This window comes from Pseudomonas sp. TWR2-1-1, from assembly GCF_049897045.1.
GTDB lineage: Bacteria > Pseudomonadota > Gammaproteobacteria > Pseudomonadales > Pseudomonadaceae > Aquipseudomonas > Aquipseudomonas versuta.
Genome location: NZ_JAFCVM010000005.1, coordinates 85,021 through 102,784, shown reverse-complemented (window position 1 = coordinate 102,784; position 17,764 = coordinate 85,021). Strand labels below are relative to the sequence as shown.

Below are 17,764 nucleotides of genomic sequence, written 5' to 3'. Positions count from 1 at the left end.
TTGAGTGGTGGTTGGTTCACATAAACAAAAAAAACCTGCACGACGACTGAGTGCAGGTCTTTCGAAAAGTTGGTGTATGGCTGTTAGCCACAGGCGTTGGCGGGAATCCTAGCCGTCGTGAAGGTAAAGTGTCAATTTCGTGAAAAAATTGTTAATTGGCAGGACTTTCCTGAACTTTGAGCCAAGCGTCAGTAATTATTCCCCGCAGCCATTCAGGCCGCAGGCTGGAGCTGAACTGTTTGGGTGGCGAACAGCCACGCCATCCAGTTGGCGCAACCAGTCTGCAAACGCCTGGGGCTTGCCCAGGTACCCCCCCAAATCGATGACCTGATACCGACCGGACTGCTCCAGCACCGCCGTCGGAAACCCCTGACCACCGACCCGCGCCAGCAGCGCCCGGCTGTCCTTGAAGTGCGCCTGGGTCAGGCCACCAAGGGCGGCGATAAAAGCCGCCTTGAATGCTTCGGCATCCAGACCGATGTCAGCAGCCAGCGCCAACAACACGTTTTCATCGGCAATACGCCGGCCTTCCACGTAATGAGCCGTTTGCAGACGCCCCAACAACTCAAGTCCGCGCCCTGCCAGTTGCTCCGCTGCCAATATCGCGCCGGTCGGCGGCTCTGAATCAAAGACGGCCGTGGTATCGCGCAGCAAGCCTTCAAAGTACGCCTCACCAAAAGGCTGACCGGTAAGTTCGGCAATCCGCTGATCGTGGGGCATCACATAGTCACGCAGTTGCGCCGTCACCGGACGGCGATGGGCACCGGTCATCATGCCGCCGCCATGGGCCACAACCGGCAAGATGCCGCGTGCAGCTTCAATCAACGGTTTGGCGCCATAGCACCAACCGCACAGTGGGTCGTAGATGTAATGCAAGACAGGGGGGGTGCTCACGGGTCGCTCCAAATGATCAACAAGATAGAGCGCCAGCTTAGCTTTGGGTCACGAGGGGAAAAACGCCGGTATGGCTTTTAGTGTGTTTCGTGAATCGGGCGAATCAGGTGCAGCAAGGGACCGGGGCGGGAGAAACAAATTGATACATATCTACCGGTCGCGTTAATGGCAATAATTAACATAAAGCTACAAGAACCATTACCATTCGCACCCTAAAAAATATAACCCCCGATCCAACCCGCCCGGACACTTCTCAACCATGCTCTCCCCTTGCCGCTTCACGCCTTTGAATCTGGGGCTGTGTGCCTTGCTGTACGCCGGATTTGGCACGGCTGCCACCACCCTCCCCGAGCTGTCGATTAACGCCAGCGAAGCTGAGGCCGATGACCCCCGGGTCAGAGATGTCACCACCGCCACCCGTACGTCGACCCCTGCGCGCTATGTGCCGCAAGCCATCGATTCGGTGAAAACCAGCAACGTGCTGGATTACGGAATCAACAGTCTGGGCGAAGCCCTGAGCGGTATTCCCAACGTCAGCAGCACCGCTGATACACGCTTCGACAGCCTGCGCATTCGCGGTTTTGACGCCAGCAACGACTTTTATCTGGATGGTATTCGTGACGACAGCCAATACGTTCGCGACCTGCATAACATCGAGCGGATTGAAGTGCTCAAAGGCCCGGCAGCGGTACTTTACGGGCGTGGCAGCCAGGGCGGGATCATTAACCGCGTGAGCAAAGTGCCGCAATGGGGGCGCCAGTCCAGCCTGCAGGCCCAAGGTGGCAGCGAAGATTTGCGCAGCCTCTATGCCGACCTCAGCGCTGACCCGAGTGACACCGTCAGCCTGCGTCTGAACATGGGCAACGAAGACAAAAACAGCTTCCGGGACCACGTCAGCGGCAATCGTCAATTGTTTGCACCGGCGATGAGCTGGCAGATCACCCCGGACCTGAACTGGTTGGTTCAATACGAATACAGCCGCTACAACCGCACCCCGGATCGCGGGATCCCCAGCATCAACGGACGGCCGGCAGATGTCCGTCGCGGCACCTCGTATGGCGGGCAGAACGATTTTATCGATGATAAAACCCAGAACCTGCGCTCGCGCCTGAGCTATGAGTTGAGCGACAACTGGCAACTGCGCCACACCCTGGGGGTGTTCAAGCTCGACAGTCAGTTCGAGAACACTTACCTGGTGGGCTACGACCCGAAAATTGACAAGGTCAATCGTCAGAGCTGGCAGCAAGACATGACCACCCGCAACATTTTCAACAACCTTGAAATCGAAGGCGGTTTTGACACCTTTGGCCTGGAACACCGCCTGTTGACCGGCCTGGAAATCGGCAGCCAGCGCCGTGATCCCAAGCTCTACCGTGCCAAGGGCGTCCCCGCCCTCGATGTGTACAACCCGGATCGAAGCCTGCGCCCGACCGGGCCGATGCTGATTTCCAGCGACAACCACACCGAAGTCGAAAGTCAGGGCCTGTATGTGCAGGACCAGATTCGCCTCAACGATCAATGGCAAGTGCTGGCAGGCTTGCGCCATGACCGCTTTGAAGTCGAGTCCACCAGCAATCTCAAGGACATCACCGAAGAACGCAAAAGCCACAGCACCAGCCCGCGGCTTGGCGTGGTCTGGACACCGCTGCAAAACCATTCGTTTTACGCATCGTGGACCAAGACCTTTTCGCCAGTGGGCGGCGGCTTGATCGGTATCACGCCGGGTGCTTCAGGGAACGCCAACGATCTGAGCCCGGAGCTGACCAGGCAGAAGGAAATCGGGGTCAAAAGCGACTGGCTGGATGAGCGTTTGAGCACCACGCTGGCCGTCTACGAGCTGGAACTCTACAACCGTCGGACCAAGGACCCGGATGACCCCACCATCACCCTGCTCTCGGGCCTGCAACGTTCACGCGGCATTGAGCTGACAGCCAGCGGCAAGCTGGGTGGCAACTGGTACATGCGCGGTGGAATTGGCCTGCAGGACGCGACCGTGGTCAAGGACAACAACGGCTTTGAAGGCAAACGCATCAACGGCGTAGCCAGGCACAATGGCAGCGTGTTTTTGACCTGGAAACCGGAAATGGGCTGGTACGCAGAGACTGGCCTGACCCTGGTGGGCCAACGTTATGCGGACAACCAGAATACCGTGGTGCTACCGGGTTACGGCCGCTGGGATGCACTGGCGGGCTATCGCGAAAAGGACTGGGATGTAAGCGGCGCGCTGACCAACCTCACCGACCGTTATTACTATGCCTCAGCCACCAGCGGCTCCCAGATCATGCCGGGCGAGCCCCGCAGTCTGGTGATGACGGGGACGTACAAGTTTTAAACACGTAGCAGCTGCCGCAGGAACGAGGCTGCGTCCGGCGGCGGAGCCGTCGTAAAACCAGATCACCGATTGTTGTAGAAAAGGATCGTGATCAGCGGTTGCGACGGCTTTGCCGCCGGACGTAGCCTGCGGCAACTGCTACGCGTCCGATTACGCCTTACGCGGCGCCGGCTGCTGCTGGGTCAGGCAATGGATGTTGCCACCGCCCAACAGCAACTCACGACCCGGCACCATCACCACTTCATGTTGCGGGAAGAGGTTTTGCAGGATGCCTTTGGCCTGCGCGTCCATCGGATCATCAAAGCTCGGTGCAATGATGCCGCCGTTGACGATCAAGAAATTCACGTAAGACCCGGCCAGCCGCTCCGACGGATTACGATCCTGACTGCCGGCAACCTTGTCGACGCCGTCGCACTCTTGCTGTGTGGCAAACATCGGCCCCGGAATCGGCATTTTATGCACGACAAACGGACGACCTTTGGCATCGGTGCTGGCTGCCAGTACGTTCATGGCGGCATGGCAACGCACATAGTTGGGGTTCTGTTCATCGTCAGTCCAGGCCAGCAGTACTTCGCCCGGTGCAACGTAGCAGCAGAAGTTATCCACATGGCCGTCGGTTTCGTCATTGAACAGGCCGTCCGGCAGCCAGATGATCTTATCCACAGCCAGATGCGAACGCAGTACGTCTTCAATCTCTTCACGGGACAGATGCGGGTTGCGGTTGCGGTTCATCAGGCACTCGGCCGTGGTGATCAGTGTGCCTTCGCCGTCCACGTGGATCGAGCCGCCTTCAAGCACGAAGCCGGGAGTGTGATAACGCGCAATGCGTTCGATTTCGAGGATCTTGCTACCCACTTGACGGTCGCGGTTCCACGGGAAGTACAAACCGCCATCAAACCCGCCCCAGGCGTTGAAGTCCCAATTCACACCGCGCACTTCACCGCTGTCATTGATGACAAAGGTCGGCCCGCTGTCACGCACCCAGGCGTCGTCGCTGGACATCTCGACCACTCGGATATTGGGTACATCGAGGTGCGCACACGCATTTTCGTACTGGGCGGCCGACACGCCGACGGTCACCGGTTCGAAGCGCGCAATGGCCTTGGCCACGGCCACGTGAGCCGCCTGAGCAGGCTTGCCACCCAACCGCCAGTTGTCCGGGCGCTCTGGCCAGATCATCCAGGTCTGGGTCTGCGGAGCCCATTCCGCCGGCATGTGAAAACCGTCAGCGCGGGGCGAACTGTGCAAAGTGGTCATCGGGATCAGGACTCCTGGGAGGCGGCTAAAGGGAAAAATCGAACACGACTAATTCTGAAACAGTGAACACAGGCCAGCCATGCGTCAACCGCAGGCGCTTTTATAATCGATAAATATCGGTAACAACACGTTTATTTAGCATTAACAGAAAAATAAAAGCATTAATAGCCGATATAAATCGGTAATGGCATTTACCAACTGACGGGGGGCGTCCTGTGCCGGATGACTTGTACTTGCACCACCTCGTCACTACCCACAAGCTATGCGCCAAACGTTTAAAGACCTTCAAGGAATAAGGAATATCCACATGCGCATTTTAGTCACCGGCGGTGCCGGTTTTATTGGTTCGGCGCTAATCCGGCACCTTATCCGGAACACCGCACACGAAGTGCTCAACCTCGACAAGTTGACCTACGCCGGTAACCTTGAATCGCTGCAAAGCATTGCAACCGACACCCGCTACGAATTCGTCCAGGCCGACATCGTCGACCAGGCAGCGGTCAGTGCAATCATCGAGCGCTTCCAGCCGCAGGCCATCATGCACCTGGCCGCCGAGTCCCACGTTGACCGCTCCATCGACGGGCCGTCGGACTTTATCCAGACCAACATTGTTGGCACTTACAGCCTGCTGGAAGCCACCCGCGCGTACTGGCTGACACTCCCGGAGCCGGCCAAAAGCGAGTTTCGCTTCCACCATATTTCGACTGACGAAGTGTATGGCGACCTGCATGGCGTCGACGACCTGTTCACCGAAACCACGCCTTACGCGCCAAGCTCGCCCTACTCGGCCAGTAAGGCGGCGTCCGACCACCTGGTCCGCGCCTGGAACCGCACTTACGGCTTGCCGGTGTTGCTGACCAATTGCTCGAACAACTACGGGCCCTTCCATTTCCCGGAAAAACTCATTCCGCTGGTGATCCTCAATGCCTTGGCGGGCAAACCGCTGCCGGTGTATGGCAACGGCCTGCAAGTACGTGACTGGCTGTTCGTTGAAGACCACGCCCGCGCCCTGCTTAAAGTCGTGACTGAAGGCGTGGTCGGCGAGACTTACAACATCGGCGGCCACAACGAGCAAAAGAACATCGACGTGGTGCGCAGTATTTGTGCCCTGCTCGAGGAACTGGCGCCAGAGCATCCGCCCGGCGTTGCTCAATTTGCTGACCTGATTACCTTCGTGACCGACCGTCCAGGCCACGACCAGCGCTACGCAATCGACGCCAGCAAAATCGAACGTGAACTGGGCTGGGTGCCTGAAGAAACATTCGAAACCGGCCTGCGCAAAACCGTGCAGTGGTACCTGGACAACCTGGAGTGGTGCAAACGCGTCCAGGACGGCAGCTATCAGGGTCAACGCCTGGGCTTCACCGAGCCCAAGGATCTGCTGGCATGAGTAATGGCACTGCGCCTTTGAAAATCCTGATCAGCGGCAAGACCGGCCAGGTCGCCCTCGAACTGCAAAAGCACCTTGGCGGTCTGGGCGAGCTGATTGTGCTGGGTCGTAACGATCTTGACCTGAGCAAACCCGAGCAAATTCGTGCACAGGTACGGGCCCACCGGCCCGACCTGATCATCAATGCGGCCGCGCACACCGCGGTGGATCTGGCCGAAAGCGAGCCTGAGCTGGCATTTGCCATCAATGGCATTGCGCCCGGTGTGTTTGCTGAAGAAGCGGCGGCACTGGGCATTCCGCTGATTCACTACTCCACTGACTATGTGTTCGACGGCAACAAGCCTGCGCCTTACACCGAAGACGACACCCCCAACCCGCTGGGTGTCTATGGCAAGAGCAAGCTGGCGGGCGAGCGAGCAATTGCAGCGACCGGCGCTGAGCACCTGATTTTGCGCACCAGCTGGGTGTACTCCACCCACGGCAAGAACTTCCTGCTGACCATGCAGCGTTTGCTGCAAGAAAGGCCGGAGTTGCGCGTGGTGGCAGATCAGATCGGGGCCCCTACCTGGGCAGGCACTATTGCCCGCAGCACGCGCCTGTTGATCGAACGCTGGCAAGCCGCAGAAGCCGGAGCCTGGGGGGTTTACCACCTGACGGCCCAGGGCGAAACCTCGTGGTTTGGTTTTACTCAGGCCATCGCCGAACATCTATCAGCCCAGGGCAAGCCTTGCGCAACCCTGGAGCCGATACCGGCCAGTGCTTATCCGACACCGGCTGCCCGGCCACAAAACTCGCGTCTTGATTGCAGCCGCCTTGAGCGCGAGTGGCACGTTGCTCAGCCCGCCTGGCAAAACGCATTGCGTGAGTGCCTGGCCGCGCAACACTAACCTGCGCCAAAACTGTTGCCTGCATCGCGGGCAAGCCAGCGCCTACAACAAAGGCCGGGTATAACTGACCTGTGCAAACCCTGTGGGAGCTGGCTTGCCAACGATAGCGGCAACGCGGTCGACAGTGCACCCTCGCCGTCTGCATCGCCACAACAAAGGCTGGGTATACTGCGCCGTACTCTCGCGGCGCAGTATTCGATGATCACGACCTCTTCAGTTCCTCGCAGACCCCGCTGGCGCAGCCTGGCCTTGCTGGCATTGTGTCTGGCGCCTTTGTTGTGGCCGCTGCAACACCTGGCCGAGCGTTATTACCGCAGTGAGCTGGCCGGGCAAAACCGCCAGACTCTCGACCTCTACGTCGCCAACCTACTGGGAACACTGCATCGTTATGAAGTGCTGCCGCAGATCCTCGGCGAACTGCCAGCCCTGCGTGCCGTGCTGGCAAACCCCGAGGATTCGCAGGCTCAGGCCAGGGCTAATGAGTTGCTCAATGGCATCAGCACCCAGACCGGTGCGGTGGTCATGTATCTGCTCGATACCCATGGCGACACCCTGGCTACGTCTAACTGGGATAAAAACGACAGCTTTATCGGCCGCAATTTCGCCTTCCGCCCTTATTTCAGTGAAGCGATGGAAGGAAAACTAGGGCGTTTCTTCGGCTTGGGCACCACCTCCGGCAAACGCGGTTATTACTTTGCCGCGCCGGTCCTGGAGGGCGAGAAAAAAATCGGCGTGCTGGTGGTCAAGGTCGACCTCGATCACACCGAACAGTTGTGGGGCAAGACACCCGAGCAACTGCTGATGACCGACCACAACGGCGTGGTCATCCTTACCTCGCGCCCGGAATGGCGTTTTCGGGCTACCCGCGATCTGTCGCCAGAAGAGCGTGAGGCCATTTTCGCCATCTTGCCCTACCCGACCCGTGACCCGCAGCCGCTCAAGCTCGACTTGAATGCCTGGTTGGTGCAGACCCAGAAAATCGACGAGACCGGCTGGAGCGTCAACATTCTTGCCCCGCGCACGCTGATCGACCGGCCGGTGCGCACAGTGCTGGCCATCGGGGCGGCAACCTTGCTGGTGGTGATGCTGTTGATCAGCCTGATGATGCAGCGCCGTCGCCATTACCTGGATCGCATCGCCTTCGAAGGCAAGGCGCGCCGCGAGCTGGAAATGCGTGTGGCAGAACGCACCAGCGACCTCGAAGGCCTCAACCAGCGGCTGCGCAAGGAGGTGCTGGAGCGCGAGCACGCGCAACAGGAGCTGGTGCGCGCTCAGGACGATCTGGTGCAGGCGGGCAAACTGTCAGCGCTGGGCACCATGTCTGCCAGCATCAGCCACGAACTCAATCAGCCCCTTGCGGCCATTCGCAGTTATGCCGAAAACGCTGAGGTGCTGCTGGATCACCAGCGCATCGAAGACGCGCGCGGCAATCTCAAACTGATCAACGAACTGACCGGACGCATGGCATCGATCATCGCGCACCTGCGCGCCTTTGCCCGCCGTGATCGGCATGCGCCGGAAAGCGTCGCCCTGCAACCGGCGCTGGATGATGCCCTGGCGCTACTGGCCAAACGCCGTCGCAGCATGGAGGTCGAGCTGATTCGCGACTTGCCTGCCGCCACGTTATGGGTCGAGGCGGGTGAGACGCGGTTGCGCCAGGTGCTGGGCAACTTGCTGGCCAACGCGCTCGATGCCCTGACCGAGAAAGGTCCGCCCCGGCGTTTGTGGCTAAGTGCCCAATCCACCCCGGAAGGCGTCACTGTGTACATTCGCGACAATGGCCCGGGCTTTTGCATGGAAGCTCTGGGCCGCGCCGGTGAGCCGTTCTACACCACCAAAACCCGCACTCAGGGGCTGGGGTTGGGACTGGCCATTTGCGACACGCTGATCCGCGCGTTTGGCGGCGAGTTGCTGTTCGCCAACCACAAGGAAGGCGGCGCCTTAATTACCCTACGACTGCGCGCAGGTGCGCCGGGCGTCAGCTTGCAAGCTTCCGAGGACTCCAGGTCATGAGCCAGCCCATCGATCCCCATGTACAGATCATCCTGATCGATGATGACCCGCATCTGCGTCAAGCCCTGTATCAAACCCTGGACCTGGCAGGGCTCAAGGTCTTGCCACTGGCGCAAGCCACCGGTCTTGGCGAGCGCATAGGCCGGGACTGGCCGGGCGTGGTGGTCAGTGACATTCGCATGCCGGGCATGGACGGGCTTGAGTTGCTGGCCCAGCTTCACGCCCAGGACCCGGAGCTTCCGGTGCTGCTGATCACTGGCCACGGCGATGTACCGCTGGCAGTGCAGGCAATGCGTTCAGGGGCCTACGACTTTCTGGAAAAACCTTTTGCCAGCGACGCACTGCTCGACAGCGTGCGCCGGGCACTGGCCCTGCGCGCTCTGGTACTGGACAACCGCAGCCTGCGCCTGGCCCTGAGCGATCGTCAGCAACTGAGTACCCGACTGGTCGGCCATTCACCGGCCATGCTGCGCCTGCGAGAGCAAATCGGCGCGCTGGCTGCGACCAAGGCCGATGTACTGATTCTGGGCGAAACCGGCTCAGGCAAAGAAGTGGTCGCACGGGCCCTGCATGACTTGTCGAGCCGTCGCAATGGACCTTTTGTTGCGATCAACGCGGGCGCGCTGGCGGAGTCGGTGGTTGAAAGCGAGCTGTTCGGCCATGAACCCGGGGCTTTTACCGGTGCGCAAAAACGCCGTATCGGCAAGTTTGAGTTCGCCAATGGCGGCACGCTGTTCCTCGATGAAATCGAAAGCATGAGCCTGGATGTGCAGGTCAAGCTGCTGCGCATGCTGCAAGAACGGGTGGTTGAGCGTCTGGGTGGCAATCAGTTGATCCCGCTGGACATTCGGGTAATCGCCGCCACCAAGGAAGACCTGCGCCAGGCCGCTGACCAGGGGCGGTTCCGCGCCGACCTGTATTACCGGCTCAACGTTGCACCGCTGCGCATTGCACCCTTGCGCGAGCGTGGTGAAGACGCCTTGATGCTGTTTCAACATTTCGCCGACGAGTCCAGCAGCCGCCACGGTCTTACACCCAATGTGCTGCAACCGGCGCAACGCGCACTCTTATTGCGTCACAACTGGCCGGGCAACGTGCGCGAACTGCAAAACGTGGCCGAACGCTTTGCCCTGGGACTTGAGCTGGCGCTGGACGATGACTCGCCCGACGGTTCGCAATCGACTGGTGCTGAAGTGTCGGGGGGCCTGAGCGAACAGGTCGAGCATTTCGAAAGAAGCCTGATTGCCGCCGAACTGGAGCGCTCCCATAGCTCCATGCGCAGCCTGGCCGAAGCGCTGGGCGTACCGCGTAAAACCTTGCACGACAAACTGCGCAAACACGGGCTGAACTTCGAAAGTGGCAGTCACCCGCACACCGATGAACTTGATTGAAGAGGCCATGGCATGAATCGCGACAGTCGTTATCTGGAATCTGTACTCCATCACGACATTCCGCTTACCCGTGAAATGGGCCTGAAGGTCATAGGCTGGCACCAGCACCAACTGCGCCTGCAGATGCCGCTTGCGGCCAACATTAACCACAAAAGCACCATGTTCGGCGGCAGCCTGTACTGCGGCGCGGTGCTTGCAGGCTGGGGCTGGCTGCACCTGAGCCTGCGTGAGGCGGGGATCGAAGACGGGCACATCGTGATTCAGGAAGGTCACATCAGCTACCCGCTGCCCGTGACCCGGGACGCTATCGTGCTGTGCGATGCACCTGCCGATGCGGCCTGGAACAAGTTTCTGGCCATGTACAAACGCCATGGCCGTGCACGCTTGTCTCTCGATACACGGGTCATCAATGCCGAGGGCGAAGAGGATGCGGTGAGGTTTAGCGGGCAATATGTGTTGCACCGCTAACCCGCGAAACGGGTTGCTCGCGAACTGTTAAAAGATCGCGAGCAAGCTCGTTCCTACAGGTCGCTTTGCGCCAGGGCCAGCAACTGTTCGCGCCACGGCGCTTTGGCCGGCAATGCCAGAAAATAGTCATTGAGCAGTGACTCGCGCGCCGGGTAGTTGAACGGCTCGCCATCCAGTTGCAGGACCACCCCGCCCGCGCCCTCCAGCACGCCCTGGGCTGCTGCAGTGTCCCACTGGGAAGTCGGCGCCAGACGCGGATAACAATCGGCAGCGCCCTCGGCCAGTAAGCAAAACTTCAACGAACTGCCTACGCTGGTCAGTCGCAATTCACCCAAGTGTTCACTCAGACCCGTTAACAAGCGTTCTTGCCGGGGACTGGAGTGCCGGCGACTGGCGACCACCGTTAACGGCTCGCCTTCAGGCGGGGTGTTGCGCACGCTGATGGGCGATCTCTCGCTACCATCTTCACGCCATGCACCCAGCCCTGCGCCGCCGTAGTAACAACGGCCGCTGGTGGGCATTGAGACCACACCGAAGACCACGCGACCCTGTTCGATCAGCGCAATATTGACGGTGAATTCTTCACTGCCCGAAATAAATTCCTTGGTGCCATCCAGCGGATCAACCAGCCACCAGCGGGTCCACGCGGCGCGCACGCTTTGCGCAATATTGGCGTCTTCTTCCGACAAGACCGGGATGTCCGGGGCCAACGCCGTCAGGCCATCCAGCAACACGTGATGCGCGGCAAGATCGGCAGCGGTGACCGGCGAATCGTCCGCCTTGGCGGTAACGGCAACGTCCGCACGCCAGAATGGCAGGATCGCGTCGCCTGCGGCATGGGCCAGCGCGATCACGCCTGCAAGCAAGGGGTGGGGGAAATCACTCACGGCACAAATACTCCGCGCTGGGTCAACAAATCCCGCGCCAGATACAGTGCAGCCAGGGCGCGGCCTTCGCTGAATTGCGGGTTTTGCACCAGACTCGACAGCTCGCGCAGATTGACCCGCTCAACCCGCATCGGCTCGGGTTCATCACCTTCCAGACGCTCTTCATAGAGGTCGGTGGCCAGTACCACCTGGATTTTCTGACTCATGTAACCCGGCGACAGCGACAGCTCGGTGAGGTGTTCCAACTGGCGGGCGCCATAACCGGCCTCTTCCTTCAGTTCACGTTCGGCGGCAGCCAGCACATCTTCGCCCGGCTCAATCAGGCCTTTGGGCAATGAGATTTCATACTCATCAGTGCCGCCGCAGTACTCTTCAACCAAAATGGCGTGATCAGCGTCGATCATGGCCACAATCATGACCGCGCCATAACCGTTGCCACGCCCCACCAACCGTTCGTAAGTGCGCTCGACACCATTGGAAAAGCGCAACTGCACTTCTTCGACGCGAAACAATCGGCTACTGGCAACAATTTCACGGGCAAGTACGGTGGGTTTTTGGCGCATAGCGGCTCCTCAATATGAACGGGTTACTATACCCCGGCTTTTCCGATTGTCTGTGTCGGAAGTTTTTCAACTGCGGGAGAAGTTTTGCATGACAGCGTTACCTTGGGGCGACATTGATACCGTACTGCTGGACATGGACGGCACCCTGCTCGACTTGCATTACGACAATCACTTCTGGCTGGAACACCTGCCCCGGCGCTATGCCGAGTTGCATGGCATCAGCCGGGCAATGGCCGACCTGGAGCTGACACCGCTGTTTGAGCGCAATGCTGGCCAGTTGCAGTGGTATTGCCTGGACTTCTGGAGCACCGAGCTGAAGATCCCGGTGCGTGAACTCAAGCTCGAAACTGCCAACCTGATTGCTCTGCGCCCCGATGCCGATACTTTTTTAGCGGCGATCAGGCAGGCCGGCAAGCGGGTGATCATGATCACCAATGCACACCGCGATTCGTTGTCGTTAAAAATGGAGCGCATCGAGCTGGCGCCTTACTTCGAACGCCTGATCAGTTCCCACGATTATGGTTTCCCCAAGGAAAGCCCGGCTTTCTGGGACGCACTGCAGGCCGATATCGGCTTTGATCCGCAGCGCAGCCTGTTTATCGACGACACCCTGCCGATCCTGCGCAGTGCCCGTGATTTTGGCGTTGCCCACTTGCTGGCGGTCAAACAGCCGGACAGCAAAAAAGGCCCGAAGGATACCGAGGAGTTTGCAGCGTTAGGGGGTTATCGGGATTTGCTGGAAGGGCTTTGAAAAAACGCCCTGTCTGTGTAGGAGCGAGCTTGCTCGCGAGCCTTTAACAGCTCGCTCCTACAATTGGCAGGGGTTACTCAGGAATACGCAGTGTCTGCCCCGGGTAGATTTTGTTGACGTCTTTTAGCAGTGGCTTGTTGGCTTCAAAAATCTTGTTGTACTGGTTGGCATTGCCATACACCCGCAGCGAAATCGCGCTCAGGGTGTCGCCTTTTTCTACCACTACAAATTTGGAAGCCACAACCACCGGCCCGGTGACGGTGATCTTGTCTTCAACACTGGCCACACCGGCAATGTTGCCCGCCGCCAGAATGATTTTTTCTTTCTCTTCCTGCGTGGCCACTTCACCGCTGACGGTCACTTTGTCGCCATCCACGGTGGCCGTGATGTTGGGGTTGCCCAGACCTACCTGTTCAACGTGTTTCTTGAGTTCTTCACTGGCATTGGCATTGCCCGGTGTCAGCAGGTCGATCAATTTTTCGCCGGCTTCTTTCACAAAGCTAAAAATACTCATGAATCACGCTCCAAGGGTTGAGATATCCAGATCCACTAGCGTAGACCATCATTGGCGAAGCCGGCTGCGGACCAGGCGCGCTAGAATCGGGCGGTGAATAGCGCGTGGAGCGACGATGGACATTAAACAGCTGAAATTCCTCATAGCCCTGGATGAAACCAGGCATTTCGGCCAGGCCGCCGCCCGCTGCCACATCACTCAGCCCACCCTGTCCATGCGCCTGCGCAGCCTTGAGCAAGAACTGGGCCTGCAACTGGTCAACCGCGGCCAGCGCTTCGAAAGCTTTACCGCCCCCGGCGAGCGGGTACTGGCCTGGGCCAGAACCGTGCTCGCCGCCTATGACGGCTTGCAGGCAGAAGCCGCGGCATGTCGTGGCAATTTGATCGGTACGCTGCGTCTGGGCGTGGTGCCACTGTCGAGTTTTGATCCACTGCCTTTATTACAGCGCCTGCATCAGGAACATCCTGAACTGCGATTTGAGCTGTCCGCCCTGAGCTCCGAGCAAATCCTCGAGCATCTGGCCAGTAACCGGCTGGACGTGGGCGTGTCCTACCTCGATCGTCTGGATCAGGAGCGCTTTGACTTCCAGCCCCTTGGCGAAACCCGCATGGGGCTGCTTTACGACCAGCGGCACTTCAACTTTGGGGAGCAACCCCTGAGCTGGGAGGCATTGATTGAACTGCCTCTGGGCCTGCTAAGCGGTGGCATGCACTTTCGCCAGTCCATCGATCACAACTTTCATAGCCGTGGCCTTACCCCTCAACCGATCTTGCAAACCGACGCAGTCCATCAACTTTTGCAGGCCGTGCATGGCGGCTTTTGTTGCGCGGTAATGCCTCTGGAGGGCGGGCTTGAAGCCCTGACCGACAATTTGCGCCTGCACCCGATTCAGGATGCAAATACCTTGTCCCGCCTGGGTTTGATCATGCGGCGGGCCGCACCGCGCTCGGCTCTGGCCGAGGCTTGCTTCGAGATGTATCAAAAATCAGCAAGCCACTCTTGATCGACGCCATCTATCAATAGATAAGGACTAGCGATTAGACGTGACACTGTGTCGCGCCTAGGCTAGTGCTGACCCAAATGTCGGTACTAGCCCTATGAACGCCAAGCGCCCCCAGTGCGCGGCACCTGCCTCTGTCATGCCCGCGCCCGCTGCCAGCCAGAACTATCACTACGTCACACTGGACCGCAGCAGCGGCGGTGAAACCGCGCTGGCCGAAGAAGTCGCTCTGGCGATTGCCTACAACGGCATCAGCCAGGCCGTAATGCTGGTCACCCCCACCGATCTCGAAGACTTTATCGTCGGCTTCAGCCTGGGCAGCGGCATCATTCAGGACCCCGACGAAATCTATGACCTCAAGCTTACGGGGGCAGGTTCTGCCCAGTACGCGCAGGTCGAAATCGCCAGCCGGGCATTCTGGAATCTCAAGCAACAACGCCGACAACTGGCGGGCACCAGCGGCTGCGGGTTGTGTGGCGTGGAAGCGGTGGAACAGGCCCTGCCAGACCTCAAAGTACTGCCCGGTGCCCCGTTACCGCCCGCCCGCTGGCTTGAAGGTTTGCGCCAGCGCATCAGTGATTTCCAGCCGTTGGGCCAGCACTGCGGTGCGGTCCACGCAGCTGTTTATATGAACGGCCAGGGTGAGTTGCTGATGGGCCGCGAAGACATTGGCCGACATAACGCCCTCGATAAACTGATCGGTGCACTGGTACGCCAGCACATCGATCTCACCGGCGGGGCGGCAATCGTTACCAGCCGTTGCAGCCTTGAACTGATTCAAAAAGTGTTACGCGCCGGAATCCAGACCCTGATCAGCCTGTCCTCGCCTACCGGCCTGGCGCTGCAATGGGCCCGTCGCCATAACCTCAACCTCATTCATCTGCCACAAAAGAGCGCACCACGGGTGTACAGCCCGGCGCAGGAGAGTCAAGCGTGAGCACTCATCATCAAGCCGATAAAACCCCTACCCCACGCTACAAGCCCTACAAAGGCCCGGCAGGCGGCTGGGGCGCGCTGATCAGTGTGGCGCAGGCCTGGTTGACCAGCGACAACGCGCTGAAAAACCTGCGCATGATGCTCAAGACCAACCAGAATGGCGGCTTTGACTGCCCGGGTTGCGCATGGGGCGACTCGCCGGAAAGCGGCCTGGTCAAGTTCTGTGAGAACGGTGCCAAAGCGGTGAACTGGGAAGCCACCAAACGCCGGGTGGATGCCCCGTTCTTCGCCAAGCACAGCGTCAGCGCCCTGCTGGAGCAGAGTGATTACTGGCTGGAATATCAGGGTCGCCTGACCGAGCCAATGACTTACAACGCTGAAACCGACCACTACACACCCATCAGCTGGGACGCTGCGTTCGCGTTGATCGCCAGGCATTTGTTGAACCTCTCCAGCCCCAACGAAGCCGAGTTCTACACCTCGGGCCGGGCCAGCAATGAAGCGGCGTATTTGTATCAACTGTTCGTGCGTTCATTCGGCACCAATAACTTCCCCGACTGCTCAAACATGTGCCACGAAGCCAGCGGCGTGGCCCTGGCGCAAAGTATTGGTGTCGGCAAAGGCACAGTGACGTTTGACGACTTCGAACACGCCGACGCGATATTCGTGCTCGGCCAGAACCCCGGCACCAACCATCCGCGAATGCTTGAGCCATTGCGTGAAGCGGTTAAACGCGGTGCCCAGGTGGTGTGTGTGAACCCGCTCAAGGAGCGCGGTCTGGAGCGTTTTCAACATCCGCAGCACCCACTGGAAATGCTCACCAACGGCGACCGCCCGACCAACACTGCCTACCTGCGCCCCGCATTGGGCGGCGATATGGCACTGTTGCGCGGTATGGCCAAGTTCCTGCTGCAATGGGAGCGCGATGCCCAGGCAGCGGGTGCACCTGCTGTGTTTGATCACGCTTTTTTGAATGAACACACCGATGGCGTGCTTGATTACATCGCCAGCCTGGATGCCACCTCGTGGGACCACATCGTTGAGCAATCGGGCCTGACCCTGGTCGAAGTCGAGCGCGCTGCGCGCATGTACCTCAAAGGGAAAAACGTCATCATGTGCTGGGCGATGGGCATTACCCAGCATCGGCATTCGGTGCAGACCATTCAGGAAATCGCCAACCTGATGCTGCTGCGCGGCAATATCGGTCGCCCGGGTGCCGGCCTGTGCCCGGTACGTGGCCACAGTAACGTGCAGGGCGACCGCACGATGGGCATCAACGAGCGCCCGCCGGTGGCTTTCCTTGATTCGCTGGAACGGCGCTTCAACTTCAAGGTACCGCGTGAGAATGGCCATAACGTGGTCGAAGCCATTCACGCCATGCTCGAAGGTCGCGCCAAGGTGTTTATCGGCTTGGGCGGCAACTTTGCCCAGGCCACCCCGGACAGCCCGCGCACCGCCGAGGCGCTGCGCAATTGCGACCTGACGGTGCAGATCAGCACCAAGCTCAACCGCAGCCATCTGATGCACGGCAAAGAAGCGCTGATCTTGCCGTGCCTGGGCCGTACCGATATCGACATCCAGGCTGAAGGCCCGCAGGCCGTCACTGTCGAAGACTCGTTCAGCATGGTTCACGACTCCAATGGCCAGTTGCAGCCATTGTCGAACCTGATGCGCTCGGAACCCTCGATCATCGCCGGTATTGCAGCTGCCACCCTGGGAACTCACCCCATTGACTGGACGTGGGTGGTTGCCGACTACAGACGCATTCGCGACTTGATTGCCGACACCATCCCCGGCTTCAAAGACTTCAACACCCGGATCCAGCACCCGGGCGGCTTCTACCTTGGCAACTCGGCCGGGGAGCGGCAGTGGAATACCCCGACCCGGCGCGCCAACTTCCGGCCCAACGTGCTGCCTCAGGATCTGGTGGATGCCCGCACCCGTGCGACCGGAAAGCTGCCTGACCTGATCCTGCAATCAATGCGCTCCCACGATCAGTACAACACCACCATTTATGGTCTGGATGACCGTTATCGCGGGGTTAAGGGCCAGCGTGACGTGCTGTTCGTCAACGAAGCCGACATCATCCGCCTGGGCTTCAAGCCGGGGCAGAAAGTCGACATCGTGTCGATCTGGAACGACAACCGTGAGCGCCGGGTCAAGAACTTCACCCTGCTTGCATTCGATATCCCTGCAGGCCAGGCTGCCGCCTATTACCCTGAAGTCAATCCGCTGGTGCCGCTTGAAAGCACGGGGGATGGCAGCCATACGCCAACTTCCAAGTTCGTGGCTATATGCCTTGAGATGGCAAGCCCGTCGAAACTGATTATGGCCAAGGCGGGTTAACCCTCCTCAAGTCTGTAGAGCGGGCTTGTTCGCAGTTGCGCAGGCCTTGCTCCGACAGGATCGCGGGAATCTCTTCCACAAAGAGGTTCAGGAATTTCAGACACAAAAAAGGCCGTTTTCCTGTGAAAACGGCCT

Annotated in this window: 15 protein-coding genes; 10 read left to right on the top strand and 5 right to left on the bottom strand. The window is 59.4% G+C overall.

Annotated features, from left to right (window positions below; genetic code table 11):
* Positions 1–195: 195 nt before the first annotated feature.
* A complete protein-coding gene (locus ACP7BO_RS14215; protein ID WP_426211031.1) occupies positions 196–894 on the bottom strand; it encodes a DsbA family protein in 699 nt (232 codons plus the stop codon).
* A 259-nt stretch (positions 895–1,153) separates the two neighbouring features.
* Between ACP7BO_RS14215 and ACP7BO_RS14210 the strand changes: the two genes are divergently transcribed.
* Positions 1,154–3,226 carry a TonB-dependent receptor gene (locus tag ACP7BO_RS14210; protein ID WP_426211029.1) on the top strand — a complete coding sequence of 691 codons (2,073 nt, stop codon included), beginning with the start codon at positions 1,154–1,156 and terminating at the stop codon, positions 3,224–3,226.
* A 150-nt stretch (positions 3,227–3,376) separates the two neighbouring features.
* On the opposite strand, the gene aguA is transcribed toward ACP7BO_RS14210, so the two are convergent.
* Complete coding sequence (gene aguA / locus ACP7BO_RS14205) at positions 3,377–4,483, bottom strand: agmatine deiminase (RefSeq protein WP_426211027.1); 1,107 nt, start codon at positions 4,481–4,483, stop codon at positions 3,377–3,379.
* A gap of 307 nt (positions 4,484–4,790) precedes the next feature.
* On the opposite strand from aguA, the gene rfbB reads away from it, so the two are divergent.
* The 5 genes from rfbB (at position 4,791) to ACP7BO_RS14180 (ending at position 10,632) form a co-directional block, all read left to right on the top strand.
* The gene (gene rfbB, locus ACP7BO_RS14200) at positions 4,791–5,873 is read left to right on the top strand and encodes a dTDP-glucose 4,6-dehydratase (protein ID WP_060696183.1); all 1,083 of its coding nucleotides are present in this window, start codon (positions 4,791–4,793) and stop codon (positions 5,871–5,873) included.
* A gap of 17 nt (positions 5,874–5,890) precedes the next feature.
* Positions 5,891–6,760 (top strand): dTDP-4-dehydrorhamnose reductase, encoded by an 870-nt coding sequence (gene rfbD / locus ACP7BO_RS14195; RefSeq protein ID WP_426211399.1) that lies wholly within the window; start codon positions 5,891–5,893, stop codon positions 6,758–6,760.
* 198 nt (positions 6,761–6,958) lie between these two features.
* Positions 6,959–8,773: a sensor histidine kinase gene (locus ACP7BO_RS14190; RefSeq protein WP_060696185.1), complete on the top strand. Its 1,815-nt coding sequence runs from the start codon at positions 6,959–6,961 to the stop codon at positions 8,771–8,773.
* Positions 8,770–10,164 (top strand): sigma-54-dependent transcriptional regulator, encoded by a 1,395-nt coding sequence (locus ACP7BO_RS14185; RefSeq protein WP_426211025.1) that lies wholly within the window; start codon positions 8,770–8,772, stop codon positions 10,162–10,164. The genes ACP7BO_RS14190 and ACP7BO_RS14185 overlap by 4 nt, the downstream gene beginning before the upstream one ends.
* A gap of 12 nt (positions 10,165–10,176) precedes the next feature.
* Positions 10,177–10,632 carry a thioesterase domain-containing protein gene (locus tag ACP7BO_RS14180; protein WP_060696189.1) on the top strand — a complete coding sequence of 152 codons (456 nt, stop codon included), beginning with the start codon at positions 10,177–10,179 and terminating at the stop codon, positions 10,630–10,632.
* 53 nt (positions 10,633–10,685) lie between these two features.
* Here the strand turns inward: ACP7BO_RS14180 and cysQ are convergent, their stop codons facing one another.
* The gene (cysQ, locus tag ACP7BO_RS14175; RefSeq protein ID WP_060696191.1) at positions 10,686–11,519 is read right to left on the bottom strand and encodes a 3'(2'),5'-bisphosphate nucleotidase CysQ; all 834 of its coding nucleotides are present in this window, start codon (positions 11,517–11,519) and stop codon (positions 10,686–10,688) included.
* The gene (gene nudE / locus ACP7BO_RS14170; protein WP_073510363.1) at positions 11,516–12,082 is read right to left on the bottom strand and encodes an ADP compounds hydrolase NudE; all 567 of its coding nucleotides are present in this window, start codon (positions 12,080–12,082) and stop codon (positions 11,516–11,518) included. The genes cysQ and nudE overlap by 4 nt, the downstream gene beginning before the upstream one ends.
* Before the next feature lie 88 nt (positions 12,083–12,170).
* On the opposite strand from nudE, the gene yrfG reads away from it, so the two are divergent.
* Positions 12,171–12,833, top strand: coding sequence for a GMP/IMP nucleotidase (yrfG, locus tag ACP7BO_RS14165; RefSeq protein ID WP_426211022.1), 663 nt, complete (start codon positions 12,171–12,173; stop codon positions 12,831–12,833).
* Positions 12,834–12,906: 73 nt separating this feature from the next.
* On the opposite strand, the gene lysM is transcribed toward yrfG, so the two are convergent.
* Positions 12,907–13,347 (bottom strand): peptidoglycan-binding protein LysM, encoded by a 441-nt coding sequence (gene lysM, locus ACP7BO_RS14160; RefSeq protein WP_003438388.1) that lies wholly within the window; start codon positions 13,345–13,347, stop codon positions 12,907–12,909.
* A gap of 115 nt (positions 13,348–13,462) precedes the next feature.
* Here lysM and ACP7BO_RS14155 point away from each other — a divergent pair, with 115 nt between their 5' ends.
* The 3 genes from ACP7BO_RS14155 to ACP7BO_RS14145 all read left to right on the top strand — a co-directional run bounded on the left by ACP7BO_RS14155 (position 13,463) and on the right by ACP7BO_RS14145 (position 17,629).
* A complete protein-coding gene (locus tag ACP7BO_RS14155; protein WP_060696198.1) occupies positions 13,463–14,350 on the top strand; it encodes a LysR family transcriptional regulator in 888 nt (295 codons plus the stop codon).
* Positions 14,351–14,444: 94 nt separating this feature from the next.
* Positions 14,445–15,284, top strand: a complete 840-nt coding sequence (gene fdhD / locus ACP7BO_RS14150) for a formate dehydrogenase accessory sulfurtransferase FdhD (protein WP_060696199.1) — start codon at positions 14,445–14,447, stop codon at positions 15,282–15,284.
* Entirely contained in the window at positions 15,281–17,629 is a 2,349-nt protein-coding gene (locus ACP7BO_RS14145; RefSeq protein ID WP_397455207.1) for an FdhF/YdeP family oxidoreductase, read from the top strand. Before fdhD ends, ACP7BO_RS14145 begins: the two co-directional genes overlap by 4 nt.
* Positions 17,630–17,764 lie beyond the last annotated feature (135 nt).

Excerpts from the sequence above, each read along its gene's own strand:
- ACP7BO_RS14210 (WP_426211029.1), top strand. The coding sequence starts at position 1,154 with ATGCTCTCCCCTTGCCGCTTCACGCCTTTGAATCTGGGGCTGTGTGCC.
- aguA (WP_426211027.1), bottom strand. The coding sequence starts at position 4,483 with ATGACCACTTTGCACAGTTCGCCCCGCGCTGACGGTTTTCACATGCCG.
- rfbB (WP_060696183.1), top strand. The coding sequence starts at position 4,791 with ATGCGCATTTTAGTCACCGGCGGTGCCGGTTTTATTGGTTCGGCGCTA.
- ACP7BO_RS14190 (WP_060696185.1), top strand. The coding sequence starts at position 6,959 with ATGATCACGACCTCTTCAGTTCCTCGCAGACCCCGCTGGCGCAGCCTG.
- ACP7BO_RS14185 (WP_426211025.1), top strand. The coding sequence starts at position 8,770 with ATGAGCCAGCCCATCGATCCCCATGTACAGATCATCCTGATCGATGAT.
- ACP7BO_RS14180 (WP_060696189.1), top strand. The coding sequence starts at position 10,177 with ATGAATCGCGACAGTCGTTATCTGGAATCTGTACTCCATCACGACATT.
- nudE (WP_073510363.1), bottom strand. The coding sequence starts at position 12,082 with ATGCGCCAAAAACCCACCGTACTTGCCCGTGAAATTGTTGCCAGTAGC.
- yrfG (WP_426211022.1), top strand. The coding sequence starts at position 12,171 with ATGACAGCGTTACCTTGGGGCGACATTGATACCGTACTGCTGGACATG.
- lysM (WP_003438388.1), bottom strand. The coding sequence starts at position 13,347 with ATGAGTATTTTTAGCTTTGTGAAAGAAGCCGGCGAAAAATTGATCGAC.
- ACP7BO_RS14155 (WP_060696198.1), top strand. The coding sequence starts at position 13,463 with ATGGACATTAAACAGCTGAAATTCCTCATAGCCCTGGATGAAACCAGG.
- fdhD (WP_060696199.1), top strand. The coding sequence starts at position 14,445 with ATGAACGCCAAGCGCCCCCAGTGCGCGGCACCTGCCTCTGTCATGCCC.